22 protein-coding genes are annotated in these 20,353 nt (G+C 41.8%); 19 read left to right on the forward strand and 3 right to left on the reverse strand.

Going from position 1 to position 20,353, the window contains the following annotated elements; all coding sequences use genetic code 11:
* The first annotated feature begins 271 nt into the window (after positions 1 to 271).
* The 14 genes from cimA to Epro_RS06045 all read left to right on the forward strand — a co-directional run bounded on the left by cimA (position 272) and on the right by Epro_RS06045 (position 14,179).
* On the forward strand, positions 272 to 1,837 hold the full coding sequence (cimA, locus tag Epro_RS05980; protein WP_052571184.1) for a citramalate synthase: 1,566 nt from the start codon (positions 272 to 274) through the stop codon (positions 1,835 to 1,837).
* A gap of 101 nt (positions 1,838 to 1,938) precedes the next feature.
* Positions 1,939 to 3,588, forward strand: coding sequence for a dihydroxy-acid dehydratase (gene ilvD, locus Epro_RS05985; RefSeq protein ID WP_052571186.1), 1,650 nt, complete (start codon positions 1,939 to 1,941; stop codon positions 3,586 to 3,588).
* 341 nt (positions 3,589 to 3,929) lie between these two features.
* Positions 3,930 to 5,666, forward strand: coding sequence for a biosynthetic-type acetolactate synthase large subunit (gene ilvB / locus Epro_RS05990; protein WP_052571188.1), 1,737 nt, complete (start codon positions 3,930 to 3,932; stop codon positions 5,664 to 5,666).
* A 94-nt stretch (positions 5,667 to 5,760) separates the two neighbouring features.
* Positions 5,761 to 6,237 carry an acetolactate synthase small subunit gene (gene ilvN / locus Epro_RS05995; protein WP_052571190.1) on the forward strand — a complete coding sequence of 159 codons (477 nt, stop codon included), beginning with the start codon at positions 5,761 to 5,763 and terminating at the stop codon, positions 6,235 to 6,237.
* Positions 6,238 to 6,306: 69 nt separating this feature from the next.
* Positions 6,307 to 6,753: a Spy/CpxP family protein refolding chaperone gene (locus Epro_RS06000; protein WP_082121519.1), complete on the forward strand. Its 447-nt coding sequence runs from the start codon at positions 6,307 to 6,309 to the stop codon at positions 6,751 to 6,753.
* A gap of 344 nt (positions 6,754 to 7,097) precedes the next feature.
* A complete protein-coding gene (gene ilvC / locus Epro_RS06005; RefSeq protein WP_052571193.1) occupies positions 7,098 to 8,096 on the forward strand; it encodes a ketol-acid reductoisomerase in 999 nt (332 codons plus the stop codon).
* A 164-nt stretch (positions 8,097 to 8,260) separates the two neighbouring features.
* A complete protein-coding gene (locus Epro_RS06010; RefSeq protein WP_052571195.1) occupies positions 8,261 to 9,199 on the forward strand; it encodes a PASTA domain-containing protein in 939 nt (312 codons plus the stop codon).
* A gap of 10 nt (positions 9,200 to 9,209) precedes the next feature.
* Entirely contained in the window at positions 9,210 to 9,857 is a 648-nt protein-coding gene (gene rpe, locus Epro_RS06015; RefSeq protein ID WP_237754510.1) for a ribulose-phosphate 3-epimerase, read from the forward strand.
* A 75-nt stretch (positions 9,858 to 9,932) separates the two neighbouring features.
* On the forward strand, positions 9,933 to 10,613 hold the full coding sequence (locus Epro_RS06020; protein ID WP_052571197.1) for an energy-coupling factor ABC transporter permease: 681 nt from the start codon (positions 9,933 to 9,935) through the stop codon (positions 10,611 to 10,613).
* Entirely contained in the window at positions 10,606 to 10,884 is a 279-nt protein-coding gene (locus Epro_RS06025) for a PDGLE domain-containing protein (RefSeq protein WP_052571198.1), read from the forward strand. Before Epro_RS06020 ends, Epro_RS06025 begins: the two co-directional genes overlap by 8 nt.
* 75 nt (positions 10,885 to 10,959) lie before the next feature.
* A complete protein-coding gene (gene larB / locus Epro_RS06030) occupies positions 10,960 to 11,712 on the forward strand; it encodes a nickel pincer cofactor biosynthesis protein LarB (RefSeq protein ID WP_052571200.1) in 753 nt (250 codons plus the stop codon).
* Positions 11,709 to 12,881, forward strand: coding sequence for a nickel pincer cofactor biosynthesis protein LarC (gene larC / locus Epro_RS06035; protein ID WP_052571202.1), 1,173 nt, complete (start codon positions 11,709 to 11,711; stop codon positions 12,879 to 12,881). The genes larB and larC overlap by 4 nt, the downstream gene beginning before the upstream one ends.
* Entirely contained in the window at positions 12,850 to 13,671 is an 822-nt protein-coding gene (larE, locus tag Epro_RS06040) for an ATP-dependent sacrificial sulfur transferase LarE (protein WP_052571205.1), read from the forward strand. Before larC ends, larE begins: the two co-directional genes overlap by 32 nt.
* A gap of 19 nt (positions 13,672 to 13,690) precedes the next feature.
* Positions 13,691 to 14,179, forward strand: coding sequence for a GNAT family N-acetyltransferase (locus Epro_RS06045; RefSeq protein WP_052571206.1), 489 nt, complete (start codon positions 13,691 to 13,693; stop codon positions 14,177 to 14,179).
* Positions 14,180 to 14,183: 4 nt separating this feature from the next.
* On the opposite strand, the gene Epro_RS06050 is transcribed toward Epro_RS06045, so the two are convergent.
* The 3 genes from Epro_RS06050 to Epro_RS06060 are packed head-to-tail and all read right to left on the reverse strand — an operon-like array spanning position 14,184 to position 16,256.
* Entirely contained in the window at positions 14,184 to 14,462 is a 279-nt protein-coding gene (locus Epro_RS06050; RefSeq protein WP_052571207.1) for an FtsB family cell division protein, read from the reverse strand.
* A 14-nt stretch (positions 14,463 to 14,476) separates the two neighbouring features.
* Positions 14,477 to 15,781 carry a phosphopyruvate hydratase gene (eno, locus tag Epro_RS06055; protein WP_052571210.1) on the reverse strand — a complete coding sequence of 435 codons (1,305 nt, stop codon included), beginning with the start codon at positions 15,779 to 15,781 and terminating at the stop codon, positions 14,477 to 14,479.
* Positions 15,782 to 15,794: 13 nt separating this feature from the next.
* Complete coding sequence (locus tag Epro_RS06060) at positions 15,795 to 16,256, reverse strand: lipoprotein (RefSeq protein ID WP_052571212.1); 462 nt, start codon at positions 16,254 to 16,256, stop codon at positions 15,795 to 15,797.
* A gap of 605 nt (positions 16,257 to 16,861) precedes the next feature.
* Between Epro_RS06060 and Epro_RS06065 the strand changes: the two genes are divergently transcribed.
* The 5 genes from Epro_RS06065 (at position 16,862) to Epro_RS06085 (ending at position 20,347) form a co-directional block, all read left to right on the forward strand.
* Positions 16,862 to 17,401 (forward strand): outer membrane beta-barrel protein, encoded by a 540-nt coding sequence (locus tag Epro_RS06065; protein WP_052571214.1) that lies wholly within the window; start codon positions 16,862 to 16,864, stop codon positions 17,399 to 17,401.
* Between the two features lie 520 nt (positions 17,402 to 17,921).
* The gene (locus Epro_RS06070) at positions 17,922 to 18,641 is read left to right on the forward strand and encodes an iron-sulfur cluster assembly scaffold protein (RefSeq protein ID WP_052571217.1); all 720 of its coding nucleotides are present in this window, start codon (positions 17,922 to 17,924) and stop codon (positions 18,639 to 18,641) included.
* A 63-nt stretch (positions 18,642 to 18,704) separates the two neighbouring features.
* Positions 18,705 to 19,706: a GGGtGRT protein gene (locus Epro_RS06075; RefSeq protein ID WP_052571219.1), complete on the forward strand. Its 1,002-nt coding sequence runs from the start codon at positions 18,705 to 18,707 to the stop codon at positions 19,704 to 19,706.
* Positions 19,707 to 19,838: 132 nt separating this feature from the next.
* Positions 19,839 to 20,081, forward strand: coding sequence for a 30S ribosomal protein S16 (gene rpsP, locus Epro_RS06080; RefSeq protein WP_052571221.1), 243 nt, complete (start codon positions 19,839 to 19,841; stop codon positions 20,079 to 20,081).
* Between the two features lie 35 nt (positions 20,082 to 20,116).
* Positions 20,117 to 20,347 carry a KH domain-containing protein gene (locus Epro_RS06085; RefSeq protein WP_052571222.1) on the forward strand — a complete coding sequence of 77 codons (231 nt, stop codon included), beginning with the start codon at positions 20,117 to 20,119 and terminating at the stop codon, positions 20,345 to 20,347.
* The last annotated feature ends 6 nt before the right edge of the window (positions 20,348 to 20,353 follow it).

Consider the following 20,353-nt stretch of genomic DNA (forward strand, 5'->3'; position numbering starts at 1 on the left):
AGCGCTGCTACACCGCGTGTCAAAGTTTCGTCGCATAAACGCAAAATATTTTGTCTTTGCTTGTCATCCCCGAAAGTTGTTATCGGGGATCCATGGTTGGTAAAAATAAATATTCATTACACGCTGAAAGCGTGAGTTGTAAAAAGACAATATTTTAGTAAAAATGGATTCCGGATCAAGCCCGGAATGACAAACATACAAACATGCAGTTATTGCCTGTCAATGCAAGTAATAACGAAGTTCCGATACGGTATATGTTGGCGGGGTAAAAATGAAAAACATACAAATCTTTGATACAACGTTAAGGGACGGGTCGCAGGGTGCGGGCATATCTTTTAGCGTTGAAGATAAAATAAAAATTGCCAAAGCGTTAGACGCTTTCGGCGTTTCATATATTGAAGGCGGCTGGCCGGGAGCAAACCCTAAAGACGAACAGTTTTTTGCTTTGGCAAAGAGGCTTCGCCTTTCTTCTAAATTAGTTGCTTTCAGCTCTACCCGCCGCAAAGGCGTTAAAGCCGCGGACGATTCTAATTTGCGCGCCGTTATAAAATCCGGCGTGAAAACGGCTTGTATTTTTGGAAAATCTTGGGACATGCACGTTAAATACGCGCTTAAAACCACAAGCGAAGAAAATTTAAAAATGATTTCCGACAGCGTGGCGTTTTTGAAATCTAAAAAACTTGAAGTAATATTTGACGCCGAACATTTTTTTGACGGTTACAAAAACAATAAAAATTACGCTTTAGCTTCGGTAAAAGCGGCATCCGACGCGGGCGCGGATATTGTTTGCCTTTGCGAAACAAACGGCGGAATGCTGCCGTCGGACATTTCAAAAATAACGGCGCAAACGGTTGAAGCGTTTCCAAAAGTTAAATTTGCAATTCACGCCCATAACGATTCCGGCTGCGCGGTTGCAAATTCCATAAGCGCGGTTGAAGAAGGCTGCGTTATGGTTCAGGGGACAATTAACGGCATCGGCGAGCGTTGCGGCAACGCAAATTTGTGTTCAATAATTCCCGCGCTGCAAATAAAAAAAGATTATAAATGTGTTGCGCCCAAAGCGCTTTCAAAACTTACGGAACTTTCAAGATACGTTGACGAAATAGCAAACCTTATACCCGACGATACAAAACCTTACGTAGGCAGAAACGCGTTTGCGCATAAGGCGGGCATACACGTTTCGGCAATAGAAAAAAATTCGCAGACTTACGAGCATATAAAGCCCGAAAGCGTGGGCAATGAAAGAAGAATTATAGTAAGCGATATGTCCGGCAAAAGCAACGTTGTCTCTAAAGCCGGCGAACTTGCGCTTGGGCTTAAAGGCGACGGCGAAGACGTAAAACAGGTAATAAAAATAATTAAAGAAAAAGAAAATGCGGGCTATCAATACGAAGACGCCGACGGATCTTTCTTTTTGCTTACAAAAAAAGCGCTTGAATCTTTTAAGCCGTTTTTCTCTTTGAAAAGTTACAGAGTTGCGGTAGAAAAAGACGAAACCGGCGCGATAGTTTCCGAAGCTACGGTTAAACTTAACATAAAAGGCAAAGAAGAACACACGGTTGCCGAAGGCGACGGCCCGGTAAACGCGCTTGATAATTGTTTGCGCAAAGCGTTAATAAAATACTATCCGCAGATAAAAAACGTTTTTCTTACGGACTTTAAAGTGCGCGTTGTTGACAGCAAAGCAAACACTGCCGCAAGGGTGAGAGTTTTCATAGAATCTTCGGACGCTTCCAAATCTTGGGGAACAATCGGCGTAAATGAAAACATAATAGACGCTTCATGGCAGGCGTTGTCGGACGCGGTGGAATATAAACTTATAAAAAGCAAAAAGTAAGCGGGATATTTCAATTGTCCGCATATGCGAAGATTTAGTATAATAAAAAATATTTTTAACCCAAAAATGAAGTCTTAACAAAGTTTTAACGGAGCTTTAAAATGAGAAGCGACCAAATAAAAAAGGGCGCCGTTCGCGCGCCAAACAGATGTTTGCTTTACTCCACGGGAATTTCTCCCAGAGATTTAAATAAGCCTTTTATCGGCATTGCGTCGTCGTTTACGGATTTGGTTCCGGGGCACGTTTCAATGCGCGAACTTGAAAGATATATTGAAAGAGGCATTGCGGCAGGCGGCGGAGTTCCGTTTATTTTCGGCGCGCCGGCGGTTTGCGACGGCATAGCTATGGGTCACAGCGGCATGCATTATTCGCTTGGTTCAAGAGAAATAATTGCGGATTTGGTTGAAACCGTCGCCAACGCTCACATGTTGGACGGTTTGGTTTTACTTTCAAATTGCGACAAAGTTACGCCGGGAATGCTTATGGCTGCGGCGCGTTTAAATATTCCCGCAATAGTTGTTACGGCGGGAGCAATGCTTACGGGAATGTATGAGAAAAAAAGACGTTCAATGGTAAGAGATACGTTTGAAGCGGTAGGTCAATTTCAGGCGGGAAAAATTACCGAAGAGCAGCTTTGCGAACTTGAAATGGCGGCATGTCCGGGAGTCGGCGCGTGTCAGGGAATGTACACGGCAAACACTATGGCGTGTTTAACCGAAACAATGGGAATGTCTCTAACCGGCTGCGCCACTGCGCTTGCGGTAAGCGCGAAGAAAAAAAGAATAGCTTACGAATCGGGAATAAGAGTTGTTGAGCTTGTTAAAGAAAATATAAGACCGCGCGACATATTAACGTTAGACTCTTTTAAAAATGCAATTACCGCGGACATGGCTTTAGGCGGTTCTACAAATACGGTTTTACATTTGCCGGCAATAGCAAATGAAGCGCAAATAAAATTGCCGTTAGAGTTGTTTGACGAAATATCCAAAAAAACTCCGCAGATTTGCTGCCTTGAACCTGCCGGCGACCATTACATGGAAGATTTAGATAACGCAGGCGGCGTGCCCGCTGTGCTTTGCGCAATGGCAGACAAATTAAATTCAAATAAAACCGTTAACGGAATTGATATAAAAGAAATTGCAAAGTCCGCAAAAATTCTTGACGAAGACGTTATAAGAGCAAAAAATCCTTACAAGCCCGAAGGCGGCATTGCGGTGCTTTTCGGAAATATCGCACCGAACGGTTCCGTTGTTAAACAGGCGGCGGTCAGCGAAAAAATGAAAGTTTTTTCAGGGCGCGCAAGAGTTTTTAATTCCGAAGACGATGCAATGAAAGCTATACTTGATAAAAAAATAGTTTCAGGCGACGTTGTTGTTATAAGATACGAAGGACCAGCCGGCGGGCCCGGAATGCGCGAAATGCTTTCTCCCACAAGCGCCTTAACGGGAATGGGTCTTACGGATTCGGTAGCGCTTCTTACCGACGGCAGATTTTCCGGCGGAACAAGAGGCCCGTGCATAGGGCATATTTCCCCTGAGGCGGCAAGCGGCGGAGCAATTGCCGCAATAAATGAAGGCGACACAATAGAAATAAATATTCCCAAAAGAACATTAAACGTTAAGTTGTCCGATGAGGAAATAAAGGCAAGAATTGCAAAAGCAATTAAGCCCGAACCGAAAGTAAAAACCGGCTACATGGCAAGATACGCAAAACTTGTCCAGTCGGCAGATACGGGCGCGATACTTAAATGATAAATAGATGATAAGAAGGTAAGAGGATAGGAAGATGAGAAACGGCGAGTGGTTAAAGTAGGAAGGAGTAAGGAGCAAGTGTCGTTAATTCCCCTTTTGCAAAAGGGGTGCCTGATAACAAATTTTATACAAATTATGCACGTGAAGGAAAGAAGATAGGAGGGCAAGAGGATAAGCAACATCTTTTTTGAGTCTTTACTCACCCTCTGCATCCTGTGTCGTTAATTCCCCTTTTATAAAAAGGGGTGGCAGGCGTAGCCTGACGGGGTATTTGTTGTTGTTTGTCATTAGCTGCTAAATAATTTCAGCAATAAGCAAATTCTATAAGGAGGACAAACACTATGGCAGAATTAACAGGCGCGCAAATCTTAATAGAATGTTTACTTAAAGAGAATGTTGAAGTAGTGTTTGGACTTCCGGGCGGACAGGCTTTGCCTATATTTGACGCAATACACGGTTCAAAATTAAATTTTATATTAGCGCGCCATGAGCAGGCGGCGGGGCATATGGCGGATGGTTATGCGCGCTCTACCGGAAAACCCGGCGTTTGCATTGTTACGTCAGGGCCGGGCGCTACAAATATAGTTACGCCTTTAGCTACAGCTTATATGGATTCCGTGCCTCTTGTTGCTTTTAGCGGACAGGTTTCAACTGCGGTTATCGGTCAGGACGCTTTTCAGGAAGCGGACATTACGGGCATTACGCGCCCCGTTACAAAACATAATTTTTTAGTTAAAGACGTTAAAGATTTGGCGCGCACAATTAAAGAAGCTTTTTACATAGCTTCTACCGGAAGACCGGGGCCTGTGCTTGTAGATATTCCCGTAGATGTTCAGCGCGGAATTTGCGAACTTGTTTATCCTGAAAAAGTAAGCATTCGTTCTTATAAACCAAATTACAACGGACACCCAGGGCAAATTAAAAAAGCGGCTTCTATAATTAATGAAAGCAAAAATCCCGTATTTTACATAGGAACGGGCGTTGTCGTTTCAAACGCCGAAAAAGAAATTTTAGAAATTTCAAAAAAAGCGGACATTCCCGTAACAAACACTTTGCTTGCCGTGGGAGCGTATCCTCACGATACAAATTTAAGTTTAGGAATGCTCGGCATGCACGGAACGTATGCGGCAAACAAAGCCGTTCAGGCGGCGGACGTTATAATTGCCGTCGGCGCGCGTTTTGACGACCGCTGCACCGGCAAAGTTTGCGATTTCGCTAAAGCCGCTAAAATTATTCATGTTGATATAGACCCTACGGCAATATCTAAAGTTGTAGAAACCGATATTCCGGTTGTTGGCGACGCAAAAAAAGTTTTGGAAGAGATGTCGGGACTTGTTGAAAGTAAAAAAAGAGCAGATTGGATTAAAAAAATTGACGCGTGGAAAGCAGAGCATCCTTTAGGTTACGAAAGAAACGACGATAAACTTCATCCGCAATACGTTATAGAAAAAATTTCAGAGTTAACAAAGGGTGAGGCGGTAATAACCACCGAAGTAGGTCAGCATCAAATGTGGTCTGCTCAATATTATAAAGCCGCAAACCCCAGACTTTTTGTAAGTTCCGGCGGGCTTGGCACTATGGGTTTTGGTTTTCCGGCGGCAATAGGCGCTAAATTCGGCAATCCCACAAAAGAAGTTATAGCCGTTGCCGGCGACGGTTCGTTTCAAATGAACATGCAGGAAATGGCAATTGCAATTTTAAACGACGTTAACGTTAAAGTTGTAATTTTAAATAATCAATATTTAGGAAACGTCCGCCAGTGGCAGGAGATGTTTTACGGGAAAAGATATTCGCACACGTGTCTTGCAAAACGTCCTGCGTGCCCGTCGTGGTGCAATTCGCCCGACAGAAGCAAGTGTCCGGTTTATGTTCCGGATTTTGTGAAATGGGCGGAAAGTTACGGCGCTTTGGGCATTCGCGTTACTCATAAAAAAGACGTTGAAGGCGCAATAAAAAAAATGCTTGAAGCAAAAAATTCCGTGGTGTTAGACGTGTGGGTTGAAATAGAAGAAAATATTTTTCCTATGGTGCCTGCGGGGAAATCTCTTGACGAAATAATAACAAGGATCGGCGGTTAGTTAAACGGCAATTACAAATGCAGTTGTTTTTAAGTTATCTAATATAAGCGCGCAACGCGCGCCGTAATTAGTAATTGTTGTTAAAGGAATTTTTATGAAACATACTATTTCTGTTCTTGTTGAAAATAAGTTCGGCGTGCTTGCAAGAATTTCCACGCTTTTTGCCGCGCGCGGGTTTAACATAGACTCTCTTGCAGTGGGTGAAACCGAAGACCCGGAAGTTTCAAGAATGACGATAGTCGTTAAAGGCGACGATTCCGTTTTAGAGCAGGTTACAAAACAGTTAAACAAGCTTGTGGACGTTATAAAAGTTAACGATTATAAAGACGTAGATTATGTGGAACGCGGTTTGGCTCTTGTAAAAATTAACGTAAAAAATTCCACGCGCGACGCGCTTATGAAAACTATCGGAATTTTTAGAACAAGAATTATAGATTTAGCTCAAGACAGCGCTATTGTTGAAATAACCGGCGACGAAGATAAGGTGAACGCGTTTATAAAAGCGGTTTCGTCTTTCGGAATAAAAGAAGTTTGCAGAACCGGCGTTGTGGCTCTTTCAAGAGGCAAATAAAATAAAGCGGCAGTGTTTTCGCAGGATAAGCTTCACGAGTTGCAAATAAATAAACCGGAGAGGTGCCGTATGAAGAAGATGTTGTCCGTGTTGGCCGCTGCTATTTTTGTGATGGGCGTTTCGGGTCAGGCGTTTGCAGCAAAGAAGGAAATTGTTGAAAAGGTAAACATTGCAAAAAGCACGTATGAAAATTTTGACAAAAAACTTTCTAAAGCTAAATCCGATTTAAATTTAACGGCGGATCAAAGCGCAAAAATTGACGCATTAGACGCAGACTTGAAAGCTAAACAAAAAGACGCAAAAAAGAAAATTTCCAACTTGAAAACGGAAAAAGTAAAACTTCTTGCAAGTAAAGATTTTGAAGGCGCAAAAGCAAAAGACGCCGCAATCTCTCAAACCGAAACTTCTTTGAAAAATGCGCAGACAGATTATATACAGGCTGTTTCGCAAGTTTTAACGCCCGAACAGTCTCAGAAACTTGATACTGCTTTGCAAGATGCGGTAAAAAGAAAATAGTTTTTTTGTGCCGCTGCAATAAATTTTATTGCGGCGGCGCAAACACAAGCGCTGCATGTCAGCGTTTATGTTTGCCGTAAGAAAAAATAGATTTAAAAGCAGAAGATAAGCAGCTTAGAAGTTTGGAAGTTTAGTAACAGCAAAGCAACGTTGTTGCTAAACATCCAAACATCTAAACTTCCAATCTTCCAATCTTCCAATATTAAGGAGTAAGAAAAAATAGATTTAAAAGCAGAAGATAAGCAGCTTAGAAGTTTGGAAGTTTAGTAACAGCAAAGCAACGTTGTTGCTAAACATCCAAACATCTAAACTTCCAATCTTCCAATATTAAGGAGTAAGAAAAAATGAAAGAAGCAAAAATGTATTACGAATCTGACGCAGATTTAAATTTGTTAAACGGTAAAACAATCGCAATTTTAGGTTACGGAAGTCAGGGTCACGCGCATGCGCTAAACCTTAGAGATTCCGGTGTCCGTGTTATAGTTGCGCAAAGAGAAGGCGGCGCAAATTATAAGAAAGCCGTTGAAGACGGGTGGAAACCGGTAAGCGTTGCCGAAGCCGTAAAGCAGGCCGACTGGGTTCATATTCTTCTTCCGGATGAAGTTCAAAAAAAAGTTTGGGACGAAGACGTTCTTCCTAACATAAAAAAGAATGCAATTTTAAGTTTTTCCCACGGGTTTAATATTCGCTATAAAAGAATTTCGCCGAATGCTGATTTAGACGTAATAATGATTGCGCCTAAAGGTCCGGGACATTTGGTAAGAAGCCAGTATGAAGAAGGCAAAGGCGTTCCGTGTTTGATTGCGGTAGAACAAAACGCAAGCGGAAAAGCCAAAGAACTTGCGCTTGCCTACGCTAAAGGTATCGGCGGAACAAGAGGCGGCGTGCTTGAAACAACCTTTACCGAAGAAACAGAAACGGATTTGTTCGGCGAGCAGGCCGTTTTGTGCGGCGGTTTGGTAGAACTTATAAATTCCGGTTTCGAAACTCTCGTAGCCGCCGGTTATCAGCCTGAAATAGCGTATTTTGAGTGCTGTCACGAAGTGAAACTTATTGTTGATTTAATTTTCCAAGGCGGAATAGGAAGAATGAATTATTCAATTTCAGACACCGCCGAATACGGCGAATACGTTACGGGAAAAAGAATAATTACCGACGAAACAAGAAAAGAAATGAAAGCCGTTTTGGCGGACATTCAGTCCGGAAAATTTGCCGACAACTGGATTAAAGAAAACGAAACCGGCAGACCAAACTTCAAAAAATCAAGAGAAGAAATAGCCAACAGACTTATAGAAAACGTAGGAGCAAGACTCCGCTCCAAAATGAGCTGGGCGAAGAAGTAGGCAGTATAGAGGGTAAGAGGTTAAGAGGGTAGGAAGATAAGCAACGGCAAGTCACAAACAGCAGTGTCGTTAATTCCCCTTTTGAAAAAGGGGTGCCCGATAGGGCGGGGTATTTGTTGTTGTCCTTATTTAAACTTTGTCTTATAAAAAACTCGGAGCGTAATTTGTTTAAAACTCTTCTCAAAATTTTTATAGCTTTTGTAATAATTGCGGCGGCGGGGTATTACTCTTTTAATCTTGTCATGAATTTTTTTATTCACGCTAAAAAAGAGATAATTCTTCCGGAGTTGCGCGGCAAAAGCATAGAGTCTGCGGTTGAAGAACTTTCCTCCATCGGTTTAGGACTTAAAAAAGAAGGGGAAGAGTTTAATAACAGCGTTTCTCCCGGCGTTATTTTAAGACAAAGCCCTCCGGCGGGCATGAACGTGCGCAGCGGAAAAGTTATAAAAGTTACCGTAAGTCGCGGCGGGGAAATGATATATGTTCCTAACATTGTCGGGCAAACTGTGCGCGCCGCCGATATAATTTTGAAAGGGTCTTCGCTTGTTATGGGCGAGGTAACAAAAAAATATTCGTTCTCTCAAGGCAAAGGTCTTGTTGTTTCCCAAGATCCTCAGGCGGACGTTTCTGCCGATAAAGACGCGGTTGTAAATATTGTAGTTTCAGACGGACATCCTCCGGCAGGCGTTAAACTTATGCCGCTTTTTGCGGGCAAAAATCTTGACGACGCAAAACTTTTGGCGGCAGAAAACGGATTGTCCGCAGACGTCCGATATGAAGAAACACAAGATTATCCGTCGGGAAGCGTTATAAGGCAAAGACCTGCTGTGGATTCCGATTTAAAAAATATTAAAAAAGTTATTCTTGTTATTGCAAAAAATTCCGGCGACATTAAAGATATTACGTTTAATTATCAACTTCCCAAAAAAGGCGGAAATCAAAACGTCCGCCTTGTTCTTGAAGACGATAACGGAAAAAAAGAAATTTTTAATTCAGTAAAAAGCCAAGGCGCCATAATTTCCGTGCCTATACGCGTTAAAGGCGCGGGTACGGTAAAAGTTTATATAAATAAAAAATTTACGGAAGATATACAGCTGCATTAACGGAGCTATTTTGAAAAGAATAATTGTCGCGCCGTCAATTTTGTCCGCGGATTTTGCGGACTTAAAAACAGAGCTTAAAAGAATTGAAGCCGCGGGCGCAAACTGGGCTCATGTGGATGTTATGGACGGGCATTTCGTTCCAAACATTACTATCGGCGCGCCGGTTGTGAAGTCTTTAAGAAAAGCCACGCCGCTTACGCTTGACGTTCATCTTATGATAACCGATCCGCAAAAATATTGGAAAGATTTTCAGGAAGCGGGCGCGGATATTATAGTTTTTCACGTTGAAGCGGTTAAAAATGCAAAAGGATTGCTTGAAGAAATTAAAGCGTCCGGCATTAAAGCGGGAGTTTCAATAAAGCCCGCAACTCCTGTTTCTGAAATTGAAAGTTTGCTGGACAGTTTGGATTTGGTTTTAGTTATGACCGTAGAGCCGGGTTTTGGCGGTCAGTCTTTTATGGAAACGCAAGTTTCCAAAATTGCGGCTTTAAGAAAAATAATAGACGATAGAAAATATAATTGCATTATAGAAGTTGACGGCGGCATAAACGATAAAACCGCAAAAGTTTGCGTAGCTGCCGGCGCAGACGCGCTTGTAAGCGGCAACTATATTTTTTCTGCCGGCGATATAAAAAAAGCCGTAGAATCTTTAAGATAAAACCGCTTTTTAAAAGGCGGTTTTTATTTTTATACTATTATATAGAGTAACGTAAAATTATTTGGAGGGTAGAATATGCATATTCCCGACGGGTTTTTAAATAACGGTTTAGCCGGCGGACTTCTTGCGGGCGCCGTTGCAATGTTGTCTTATTGTTTTAGCAAAGTGTTAAGCGCGGTTACTGTTGTTTCAAAGAAATTAGCGGGTAATAATAATGCAACTTTGTCGCAATCTTTCCCGGGTTTAAGTTCAAACGCCGGCGGGTATTTCAGAAAATTGGCGTTAATTGCAATTTGGGTTTTTGCATGCCAAATGTTTAATATTACCGTTGCGTCGGCAACAAGCGTGCATTTGCTCGGCGGAGTTTTTGCCGCGGTTTTAGCGGGGCCTTTTGCCGGTTTTGTAATTATGTCTTCGGTGTTAACGGTTCAATCTTTGTTTTTTGCCGATGGCGGATTTTTGGCGCTTGGCGCAAATATTGTTAACATGGCTTTTGTAGGTTCTTTTTTAGCTTATTATGTTTACAAGGCTGTTGCAAAAAAGAATTATTATTTAGGCGTTAGCGCAGCGTGCTTTTTTTCCGTTCTTACGGCCGCGGCGTTTTGTTTGATAGAACTTGGTTTTTCCGCAACGGTTTCTTTTAACGAAGCGTTTAAAGATATGATGAGCCTGCATTTTCTTTTTGCCGTTGTAGAAACAATTCTTACCGTTATAATGCTTAAACTTTTCAAATCGTTAGGAGCGGACAATGAATAAAAAAGTTTTTGCCGCAATCGGCGTTCCGGTTGCAATAGTTTTTTTTGCAAGTCTGTTTGCGTCTTCTCATCCCGACGCTTTAGAGAGAATTTCCATAAATTACGGTTTTGAAGATAAAGCAAAAGAAACGTCTTCGTTTTTTACGGATTATTCTCTGTCTTTTATAAATAATGAATTTTTGTCCGCGTTTTTTGCGGGAGTTATAGGGTTGGTTTTGCTTTACGGTTTGTATAAACTTATCTCAATAGCCGCGCAGCGCTTTGCAAAATAAAATTTATTTATAAACATATTAAAAAAGGCGCTCTGTTTTTTGTAGAGCGCCTTTTAAATTTATATAATAAACGCTATGGATGCCAAAAAAATTCTCCGACATTTTAAAGACGGTAAAATTTCCGCCGAAAAAACTTTAACCAAATTAAAAGTTTTACCGTTTAACAATTTAGGATATGCAAATATAGATTATCACAGAAGTTTAAGGCAGGGCGCCTGCGAAACAATTTACGCCGAAAGCAAAACGTGCCGGCAAATATTGGGCATAGTTTCGGACATGAACGCGAAAGGTTTAAAAAATATAATAGTTACAAGAGTGTCGCCGGAAAAAATAAAATATTTAACCGCAAAAAAAGTAAACTTAAAATACTTTCCACAGGCAAAACTTGCCGTAGTTAACTTCAAAGAAATAAAAAATAAAAAAGGTTCTGTGGTAATAGTTTCCGGCGGAACAAGCGATATTCCGGTTTGCGAAGAAGCTGCCGTTACGGCTGAAGTTTTGGGCAGCCGCGTTACGCGCCTTTACGATGTGGGCGTTGCCGGCGTGCACAGGCTTTTATCTAATGCGGAAACTCTTGCAAACGCGCGCGTTGTTATTGCGGTTGCGGGTATGGAAGGCGCGCTTGCTTCGGTTGTGGGCGGAGTTGTGGGGTGTCCCGTTATAGGCGTTCCCACAAGCGTTGGTTACGGCGCAAGTTTTGGCGGAGTAAGCGCTCTTTTGTCCATGCTTAATTCATGCGCTAACGGAGTATCGGTGGTAAATATAGACAACGGTTTCGGGGCGGGCGTAATAGCCCACCGTATAAATAAAACGGAGAGCGCAAAATGAAAACGCTCTATTTAGAATGTTTAAACGGCGCCGCCGGAGATATGATAGCTGCCGCGTTATACGAATTAATTTCCGATAAAAAATCTTTTATAAAAAAAATGAATTCGCTCGGGTTGAGCGGTGTTAAAGTAAACGTGCAAAACGTTAAAAAATCCGGCATTAAAGGGTATAAGTTTAACGTTGCCGTAGGCGGGCATTGCGAAAGTAACTTTTCAGTCAAAAAAAATCATAAATCTAAAAATTTGCAGGATATAAATAAAATTGTCGCAAAACTTCCCGTATCGGAATTTGTCAAAAAAAATACGCTTGCAATTTATAATATTTTAGCGCGTGCCGAGGCTAAAGTTCACGGCGTAAAAGTTTCGCAAATACATTTTCACGAAATCGGCAATTTAGACGCAATTGCGGATATTGCCGCCGCGTGCATTTTAATAGAAACTATTGCTCCGGACAATATAGTCGCATCGCCCGTTAATGCGGGCGGCGGATTTGTTAAATGCAGCCACGGAACGCTTCCCGTTCCCGCGCCCGCAACGGCGGAGCTTTTAAAAGATATTCCGGTTTTTTCAGGAAAAATAAAATCCGAACTTTGCACGCCCACGGGCGCCGCAATTATAAAACATTTCGCAAAAAATTTCAGATCAATGCCTGAAATAAAAATAAAAAAAACAGGATACGGGTTTGGTTCTAAAGAATTTAAAACGTTAAATTGCGTTCGCGCATTTTTAGGCGAAAGCTTAAACCTTAAAGATGTGGTCGTGCAGCTTGAATGTAATTTAGACGACGCTACGGGGGAAGAAGTCGGCTACGCCTGCGAGCTTCTTTTAAGAAAAGGCGCTCTTGACGCTTTTGTTTTGCCGGTGTTTATGAAAAAAAACCGTCCCGGTTTTTGGCTGTTCTGTTTGTGCAAACGGCAAGACGCGGATAAGTTTGCTCAATTGATGTTAAAACATACGTCGTCGCTGGGCGTGCGTGAAACCGTTTACGACAGATATATTTTAGAAAGAAAACTAACCGCCGCTAAAACTCCGTACGGAAAAATAAATATTAAAACGGGCGTTGGTTACGGCGTTAAAAAATCAAAATGCGAATATGAAGACGTTGCTAAAGCCGCAAAAAAATCAGGAGTATCCCTTAATGAGCTTAAGCAAAAAATACGAAAACCTTAAAAAATATCTTTCCGGTTTTGAAAACATTGCCGTAGCTTTTTCCGGCGGCGTTGACTCCACTTTTCTTTTAAAAGTCGCCAAGGAAGTTTTAAATAATAATGTTATCGCGGTAACGGCAATGTCTTGCTCTTTTCCGAAAAGAGAGCTTAACCAAGCCTTGCGGTTTTGCAAGAAAGAAAAAATAAAACACATTGTTTGCGAATCGGAAGAGTTAAACATTGAAGGTTTTTCAAAAAATCCCGTTAATCGCTGCTATCTTTGCAAAACCGAATTGTTTGAAAAAATTTGGAATGTCGCAAAAATTAACGCAATTAAAAATATCGCGGAAGCTTCAAATATGGACGACAACGGCGATTATCGCCCGGGGCTGAAAGCCGTCAAAGAGCAAAAAGTTTTAAGCCCGTTAAGAGAAGCAAAATTAACAAAAAATGAAATTCGCGCTTTATCAAAAAAGTTAGGGCTTAAAACTTGGAACAAGCAGTCTTTCGCGTGTTTGTCGTCAAGATTTCCTTACGGTCAGGAAATTACGCCGCAGGCGCTTTCTATGATAGACGCGGCGGAACAATTTTTATTGGATTTAGGGCTAAAACAAGTTAGAGTGCGCTATCACGGAAATATTGCAAGAATTGAAACTGACGAAACGGGCATAAAATTTTTAACTGCCGCAAAAATCCGCAAGCGCATCTATAAAGAATTTAAAAAAATAGGTTTTGTTTACGTAGCGATTGACATTTTGGGTTATCGCACGGGAAGTATGAACGAAACGCTTCCGCCTAAATTATTGCGTTAAAAAACAATCGGAAATAACAATGGCAGATTATAAATTTACAACCGGAAACGTTCAGGAAGCGCTTTCAATAATACGCGAGGCTGCCGAGTGGATGAAAAATACAGGCAAGCCTATGTGGCTTACGGAAGATTTAACTTTTGAAAAAATTGCAAAACCGCAAGATGACTATATTGTTATGTGGGACGGCGGCGAAAGCGTTGCGGCGGTTATTTTAAGTTTTGAAGACAGAGATTTTTGGCTTGATATTGCGGTAAACTTTTCCGGTTTTATACATAAACTTTCAGTGCGCAGAAAATACGCGGGGACCGGCGCCGCCAAAAAAATTATTGAACACGCAAAACAAATATGCAAATCAAAAAACATCAATGCTTTGCGTTTAGACACAGACCCGCACAGAACGAGTTTGATAAAATTTTATGAAAATTTGGGTTTTAAATTTCAGCAGTCAAAAGCGATAAGTTATAAGGAAAGAAAAATTGAAGTTGGTCTTTACGTTTTAGAGCTGTAGAAAATTATTTTTTGTTAAACCTGTATTCCACTTCGCCCGGCGCTATTACAAGAAGCTCTTCCCTGACGGCTCTCTCAATGTAAGACGGTTCGTTTTCAAGGTAGTAAATGCGTTTTTTCAAACGCGCGTTTTTTTCGTAAGCGGTGGCAATGTCGGAGTTTAGTTTTTTCTTTTCAAACCAGCGGCGCACAAGCGTTCTTGAGCCGGAGTTTAAAGTTAATATTAAAATAAGCGTTAAAAAAAATGCGCCGCGCACTAAAGTTTTTTTTCTCGTTGTGTTCATTGTTTTTTTTGCCGTTACGCTATGCTTGAGAAAGCGGCTTTTCCTAAAAATTTTGACTGCCCCGCCAGCTCTTCTTCAATTCTTAAAAGTCTGTTGTATTTGCACATTCTGTCGGTTCGCGAGGCGGAACCGGTTTTTATTTGTCCGGTGTTTAACGCTACCGCCAAATCCGCAATTGTAGTGTCTTCGGTTTCTCCGGAACGGTGAGACATAATTGCCGTGTATTTGTGTTTATACGCCAGCTGCACAGCGGCGACGGTTTCGGAAAGAGAACCTATTTGGTTTACTTTTACAAGAATTGAATTTGCCGCGCCTTTTTCAATTCCTTCTTTAAAAATTTTAGGATTTGTTACAAATAAATCGTCGCCGACAAGCTGCAATTTTGATTTAAGTTCTGAAGTTAAAACTTTCCAGCCGTCCCAATCGGCTTCGCTTAAACCGTCTTCTATTGAAATTACCGGATATTTTTTTAACAAATCTTCGTAGAAAGAAATCATTTCCTTGGAAGATTTTATTTTATTTCCCATTTCGCCTTCAAGAACGTATTTTCCGTTTTCGTAAAGTTCGCTTGCGGCAACGTCTAATGCGAAAAGAACGTCTTTGCCTTCCGTATATCCGGCGGCGCGGACGGCTTCCGTTATTACTTCAAGCGCTTGCGAGTTAGATTTTAAATTCGGCGCAAAACCGCCTTCGTCGCCTACGCCCGTGGAATATCCTTTAGAGTTTAAAACTTTTTTAAGAGCGTGAAAAACTTCGCAGCCGGTTCTTAGGGCTTCGCGGAAATTAGGCGCGCTTACCGGCGCAATCATAAACTCCTGCAAATCTACGTTGTTGTCCGCATGCTGGCCGCCGTTGATTATATTCATAAGCGGAACAGGCAAAATATAATTTTCAAATTTTAATCCGTAAATTTCTCTGACATATTTGTATAGCGGAACTTTTGCGCTTACGGCTCCCGCTTTTGCCGCCGCCAGCGAAACGCCTAAAATTGCGTTGGCGCCAAGATTGCTTTTAAAATCCGTTCCGTCAAGCTTTATCATTGTTTCGTCTATTTTTTGCTGCTGCGTTATTTCAATTCCCAAAAGCGCTGGCGCAAGAATTTTGTTGATATTTTCAACCGCTTTCAAAACGCCTTTTCCGTCGAATCTTTTTTTGTCGCCGTCGCGTAGTTCAAGCGCCTCGCGCGAACCCGTTGACGCGCCCGACGGCACCGCTGCCGAGGCGAAAGTTCCGTCCGACAAAATAACATCGGCTTCCACTGTGGGGTTTCCGCGCGAATCTATTATTTCTCTTGCCGTAATTTTTGAAATTTTTGCCATGGTAAAACTCCTTTTAACTTTGAGTTTTTACTTCTTGCGGTTGAAGTGGCGCGGATTTGTTTTCTGGCGTCTGCGGCGGCGCGGACATCATTTGAAAATATTGTTTGGAAAGGTTTGCGGTAAGAGTGCCGTTGTTTGAAACAACCGTCACTTTAACGTAGTCGCCGTCTTGTTCCAAGAAAAAAGCGGCTTCGGTAGAATCTAAACAGTAGTCAAAACTTTTTGAAAAATCAAACGCCACAATATAATTATTTTTAACGCTTTTATGCGTAACTCTGGCGTGCATTTTATTTATTATCTCAAGAGTTTTATTGAAACAATCCGAAATGCTCATGTTAAAACTTTGCGAAACTTTGGCAGCGTCTTCGCCTTCAAATTTTTGTATTGAAAACCCGGCAAAACGCGCAGGATAATCCAAAACAGAGCACGACGCCAAAAACAATACCGCCGCCGCGGTAAAAACAATTTTTTTCATACGGCAATTATACAAAATTTGAAAGAAGTTTTGTAAAACAGAGGATGAGAGGGTAGGATGACAGGAAGATAGGAGGACAAGAGGGTAAGCAACGTCTTTTTAGCTTTTACTTATCTTCTTGCCATCTTGTCATCTTACCCTCCGCCTTTCAGGGCTGTTACTTAACTTCTTATCATCTATTTTTGCAAAAGGGGAATTAACGACACTTGCTCCTTACTCCTTCCTACTTTCTACTTTAACAACTTGTCGTTACTTATCTTCTCACCCTCCTACCTTCTTATCCTCTGCTTTACTGTTGCTTTTTTTAACAAATTAATTTATAATAGTGAAGCAAAATTTATTACATTTGAAAAAGAGAAAAAACGTGATTTATAGACAGACAGACAGACAGACAGACAGACAGACAGACAGACAGACAGACAGACAGACAGACAGCATCTAAATACCTATTCTATATCTATAGCTTTGCGCAGCCCGAAAGGGGTTGCGCTTTTTTATTTAATTAAAAACCTGCACGGTTGAAATTTAACCGTGCGGGTTTTTTTTCTTTTTGCGGTAAATCCGCATAAAAAATGCACACAAGTTGTGCAAAAAAAGGAGAGCACATGAAGAAATTAGTATTGGCAGCATTGGCAGTTGCAGTATTGGCAGGCACATCTTTTGCAGCAGCAGACTTGAAAGTGAAAGTAGGTGGAGATTTTTTAGGAAAGTCTAGTGCAGGTGGTGCAAGCGCAGATCTAAACACCGGTATTACGGCGGCTGCGGAATTTTTGTTTGCTGTGTCAGACGGAGTTAAAGTAGGTCCTGCTGTAAGTTATGGTTTGGCAAGAGAATTTTCGGATAATAATCCTGCACAGTTTCAGTATTCATACCTTTCTACCTACGCAACAGTTGAAGTAGCTCCTTTTGAAAAAGTAAAAGGTTTATTTTTCAAAGGAAACATTGGTTTGGGTATAACTGATTTAAGTTCTGGTCTTGCAGGAGTTATAGGTTCAACCAGCGAAAGCGGTTTGTACTTTGGAATCGGCGCAGGTTATGAACTTGCAAACGGAATATTTTTTGACGCTCTCTATGGTTCACACGGCTTTGAAGGTGGAAGCTCAAGCAAAATTACAGTCAGCGCAGGCTACAAATTTGCTCTTTAATATTTAAAATATTAAACAGCGCGAAGTTGCCTTACCCCTCTCTCCGGCGGATTTAATTTCGCCGGAGAGTTTTTTTTATGTCTGTAAAGCTCAATATAACAAGCGCGGCAGTGTCATTGCACGCCGTATTTAGGCGCTACGGTGTAAATTCCGGCTACGCCGAAGGCGTAAATTGTTAGAGACAATAATTAGTAAAAATGGATTGCGGCTTTCGCCGCAATGACAAATAATAGGGAAGATGATAAGAGGATAGGAGGGTAGGAGGGTAAGCAACGTTTTTTTAGCTTTTACTTATCTTCTTACCCTCTTGCCCTCCTATCCTCTTATCATCTATTTCTGCAAAAGGGGAATTGACAACACTTGCTCCTTACTCCTTCCTACTTTCTACTTTAACAACTTGCCGTTTCTTATCCTCTTACCCCCTCTGTTTTATTGAGCGTTTCACAAATCCCTTCTAAATTTTGTATAATCACTGCTGTCTTATATTAAGTTACAATCATTACAAGCAAGGAGATAAGAAATGAGCTGTTCTAAAGAAAAGTGCGCTTACGAGTGTTCTCACGAAGTGGCGCAAATGACTTGCGTAGCAAAAGGCGCAAATCACGGTCCGGCGCCTATTCCGGAAGAAGGCAAATGGGTAAAAGCTAAAGAAATAACCGACATCAGCGGACTTACGCACGGCGTGGGTTGGTGCGCTCCGCAGCAAGGCGCGTGCAAGCTTACCCTCAACGTTAAAAAAGGCGTTATAGAAGAAGCTCTTATTGAAACCGTAGGCTGCAGCGGCATGACGCATTCCGCCGCAATGGCCGCCGAAGTTTTAAGCGGCAAAACTATTTTGGAAGCGTTAAATTCCGACCTTGTTTGCGACGCTATTAACACCGCAATGAGAGAGTTATTTTTGCAAATAGCTTACGGAAGAACGCAGACCGCGTTTTCCGAAAACGGACTTCCCATCGGCGCCGGTCTTGAAGATTTGGGCAAAGGTTTGCGCTCGCAGGTTGGCACAATGTACAGCACAAAAGTAAAAGGCGTTCGCTATCTTGAAATGGCTGAAGGTTACGTTTTGGAAATTGGTCTTGATAAAAACGATGAAGTTATAGGCTACAAATTTGTGCACCTCGGAAAATTTACCGAAGACGTCAGAAAAGGCGTGCCTCATAAAGACGCTTTTGAAAAACACACAAAAACTTACGGCAGATTTGACGAAGCCGTTAAAAAAATAGACCCGAGAAAAGAATAATAATGCGCGCAGTCATTGCGAGGAATGTAATGACGAAGCAATCCAGATTAAACAGGAGAAATTATGGCTGTAACATTTGAAAGTTACGAGAGAAGAATAAAACAAATAGAAAAAACTTTAAAAGAAAACGGCATAGCAAGTCTTGAAGAAGCGCAGAAAATTTGTCTTGACAAAGGCATTGACGTGGACAAAATAGTTAAAGGCATTCAGCAAATTGCTTTTGAAAACGCGGTTTGGGCATACACTGTGGGCGCGGCAATAGCAATTAAAAAAGGCGCAAAAAACGCCGCCGAAGCCGCCGAAATAATCGGCATAGGCTTGCAGTCTTTTTGCATTCCCGGATCGGTTGCAGACCAGAGAAACGTGGGCATAGGCCACGGAAATCTTGCGGCTATGCTTTTAAGAGAGCAGACAAAATGTTTCTGCTTTTTAGCGGGTCATGAAAGTTTTGCCGCCGCGGAAGGCGCAATAGGCATTGCAAAAACCGCAAACAAAGTTCGCAAAGAACCTCTTAAAGTTATTCTTAACGGACTTGGAAAAGACGCCGCTTACGTTATAAGCAGAGTCAACGGTTTTACCCACGTTGAAACCGAATACGATTACCACACCGGAAAACTTAACATTACAAAAGAAACTAAATTTTCCGAAGGAGATAAAGCAAAAGTTAGAGTTTACGGAGCCGACGACGTTAGCGAAGGCGTAGCCATAATGGTTAAAGAAGGCGTTGATGTTTCCATTACGGGAAATTCTACAAACCCTACAAGATTTCAGCACCCCGTGGCCGGCACATATAAAAAATGGGCTATAGAAAACGGTAAAAAATATTTTTCCGTAGCATCGGGCGGCGGCACCGGCAGAACGCTTCATCCGGACAACATGGCGGCAGGCCCTGCGTCTTACGGCATGACAGACACCATGGGGCGCATGCATGGCGACGCGCAATTTGCGGGTTCGTCTTCTGTTCCCGCGCACGTTGAAATGATGGGTCTTATCGGCATGGGAAACAATCCTATGGTAGGCGCGTCGGTTGCCGTAGCGGTTGCCATTGAAGAATCGTATAAATAAAAATATTTGTCAAAGCGAAAAGCGGGCGGTTGTTTTAGCCCGTTTTTTAGCTTTTGGCGTTGACAAGGCACACAATATATAATATAATCCCAAGTTCAGACACAGGGTTAAACCCTATATGGAGGAATACAGATGGCAGTTAGACTACGTTTGCAGAGATTCGGCAAACCAAAAAGACCTTATTACAGAGTTGTTGCAATTGATCAAAGAGCAAAAAGAAACGGAAAGCCTATTGAAATATTAGGTCAGTATGATCCTATAGCTCAAGATAACAAACTTAACGTAAATTTGGAAAGAGTAAACTATTGGTTGGGTACGGGCGCGAAAGCTTCCGACACCGTAGCAGAATTGGTGAAAAAAGCCCAAACCAAGTAGCAATTAGTAAACCGAGAAGTTTCGGGGAGGGGACAATGAAAGAATTAGTTCTTTACATCGCAAAGGCGTTGGTTGACAATCCGGATCAGGTTGAAGTTAAAGAGATTGCAGGTGAAAAAGCGACTATTCTTGAATTAAAAGTTTCCGCCGAAGACAGAGGCAAAGTAATTGGTAAAGAAGGCAGAATTATAAAAGCCGTAAGAATTATCGTAAATTCAGCTTCCGCAAAACTTGACAAAAGGGCTACGGTAGAAATAGTAGAATAAGAAGGC

It is taken from the genome of Endomicrobium proavitum (assembly GCF_001027545.1).
Classification (GTDB): domain Bacteria; phylum Elusimicrobiota; class Endomicrobiia; order Endomicrobiales; family Endomicrobiaceae; genus Endomicrobium; species Endomicrobium proavitum.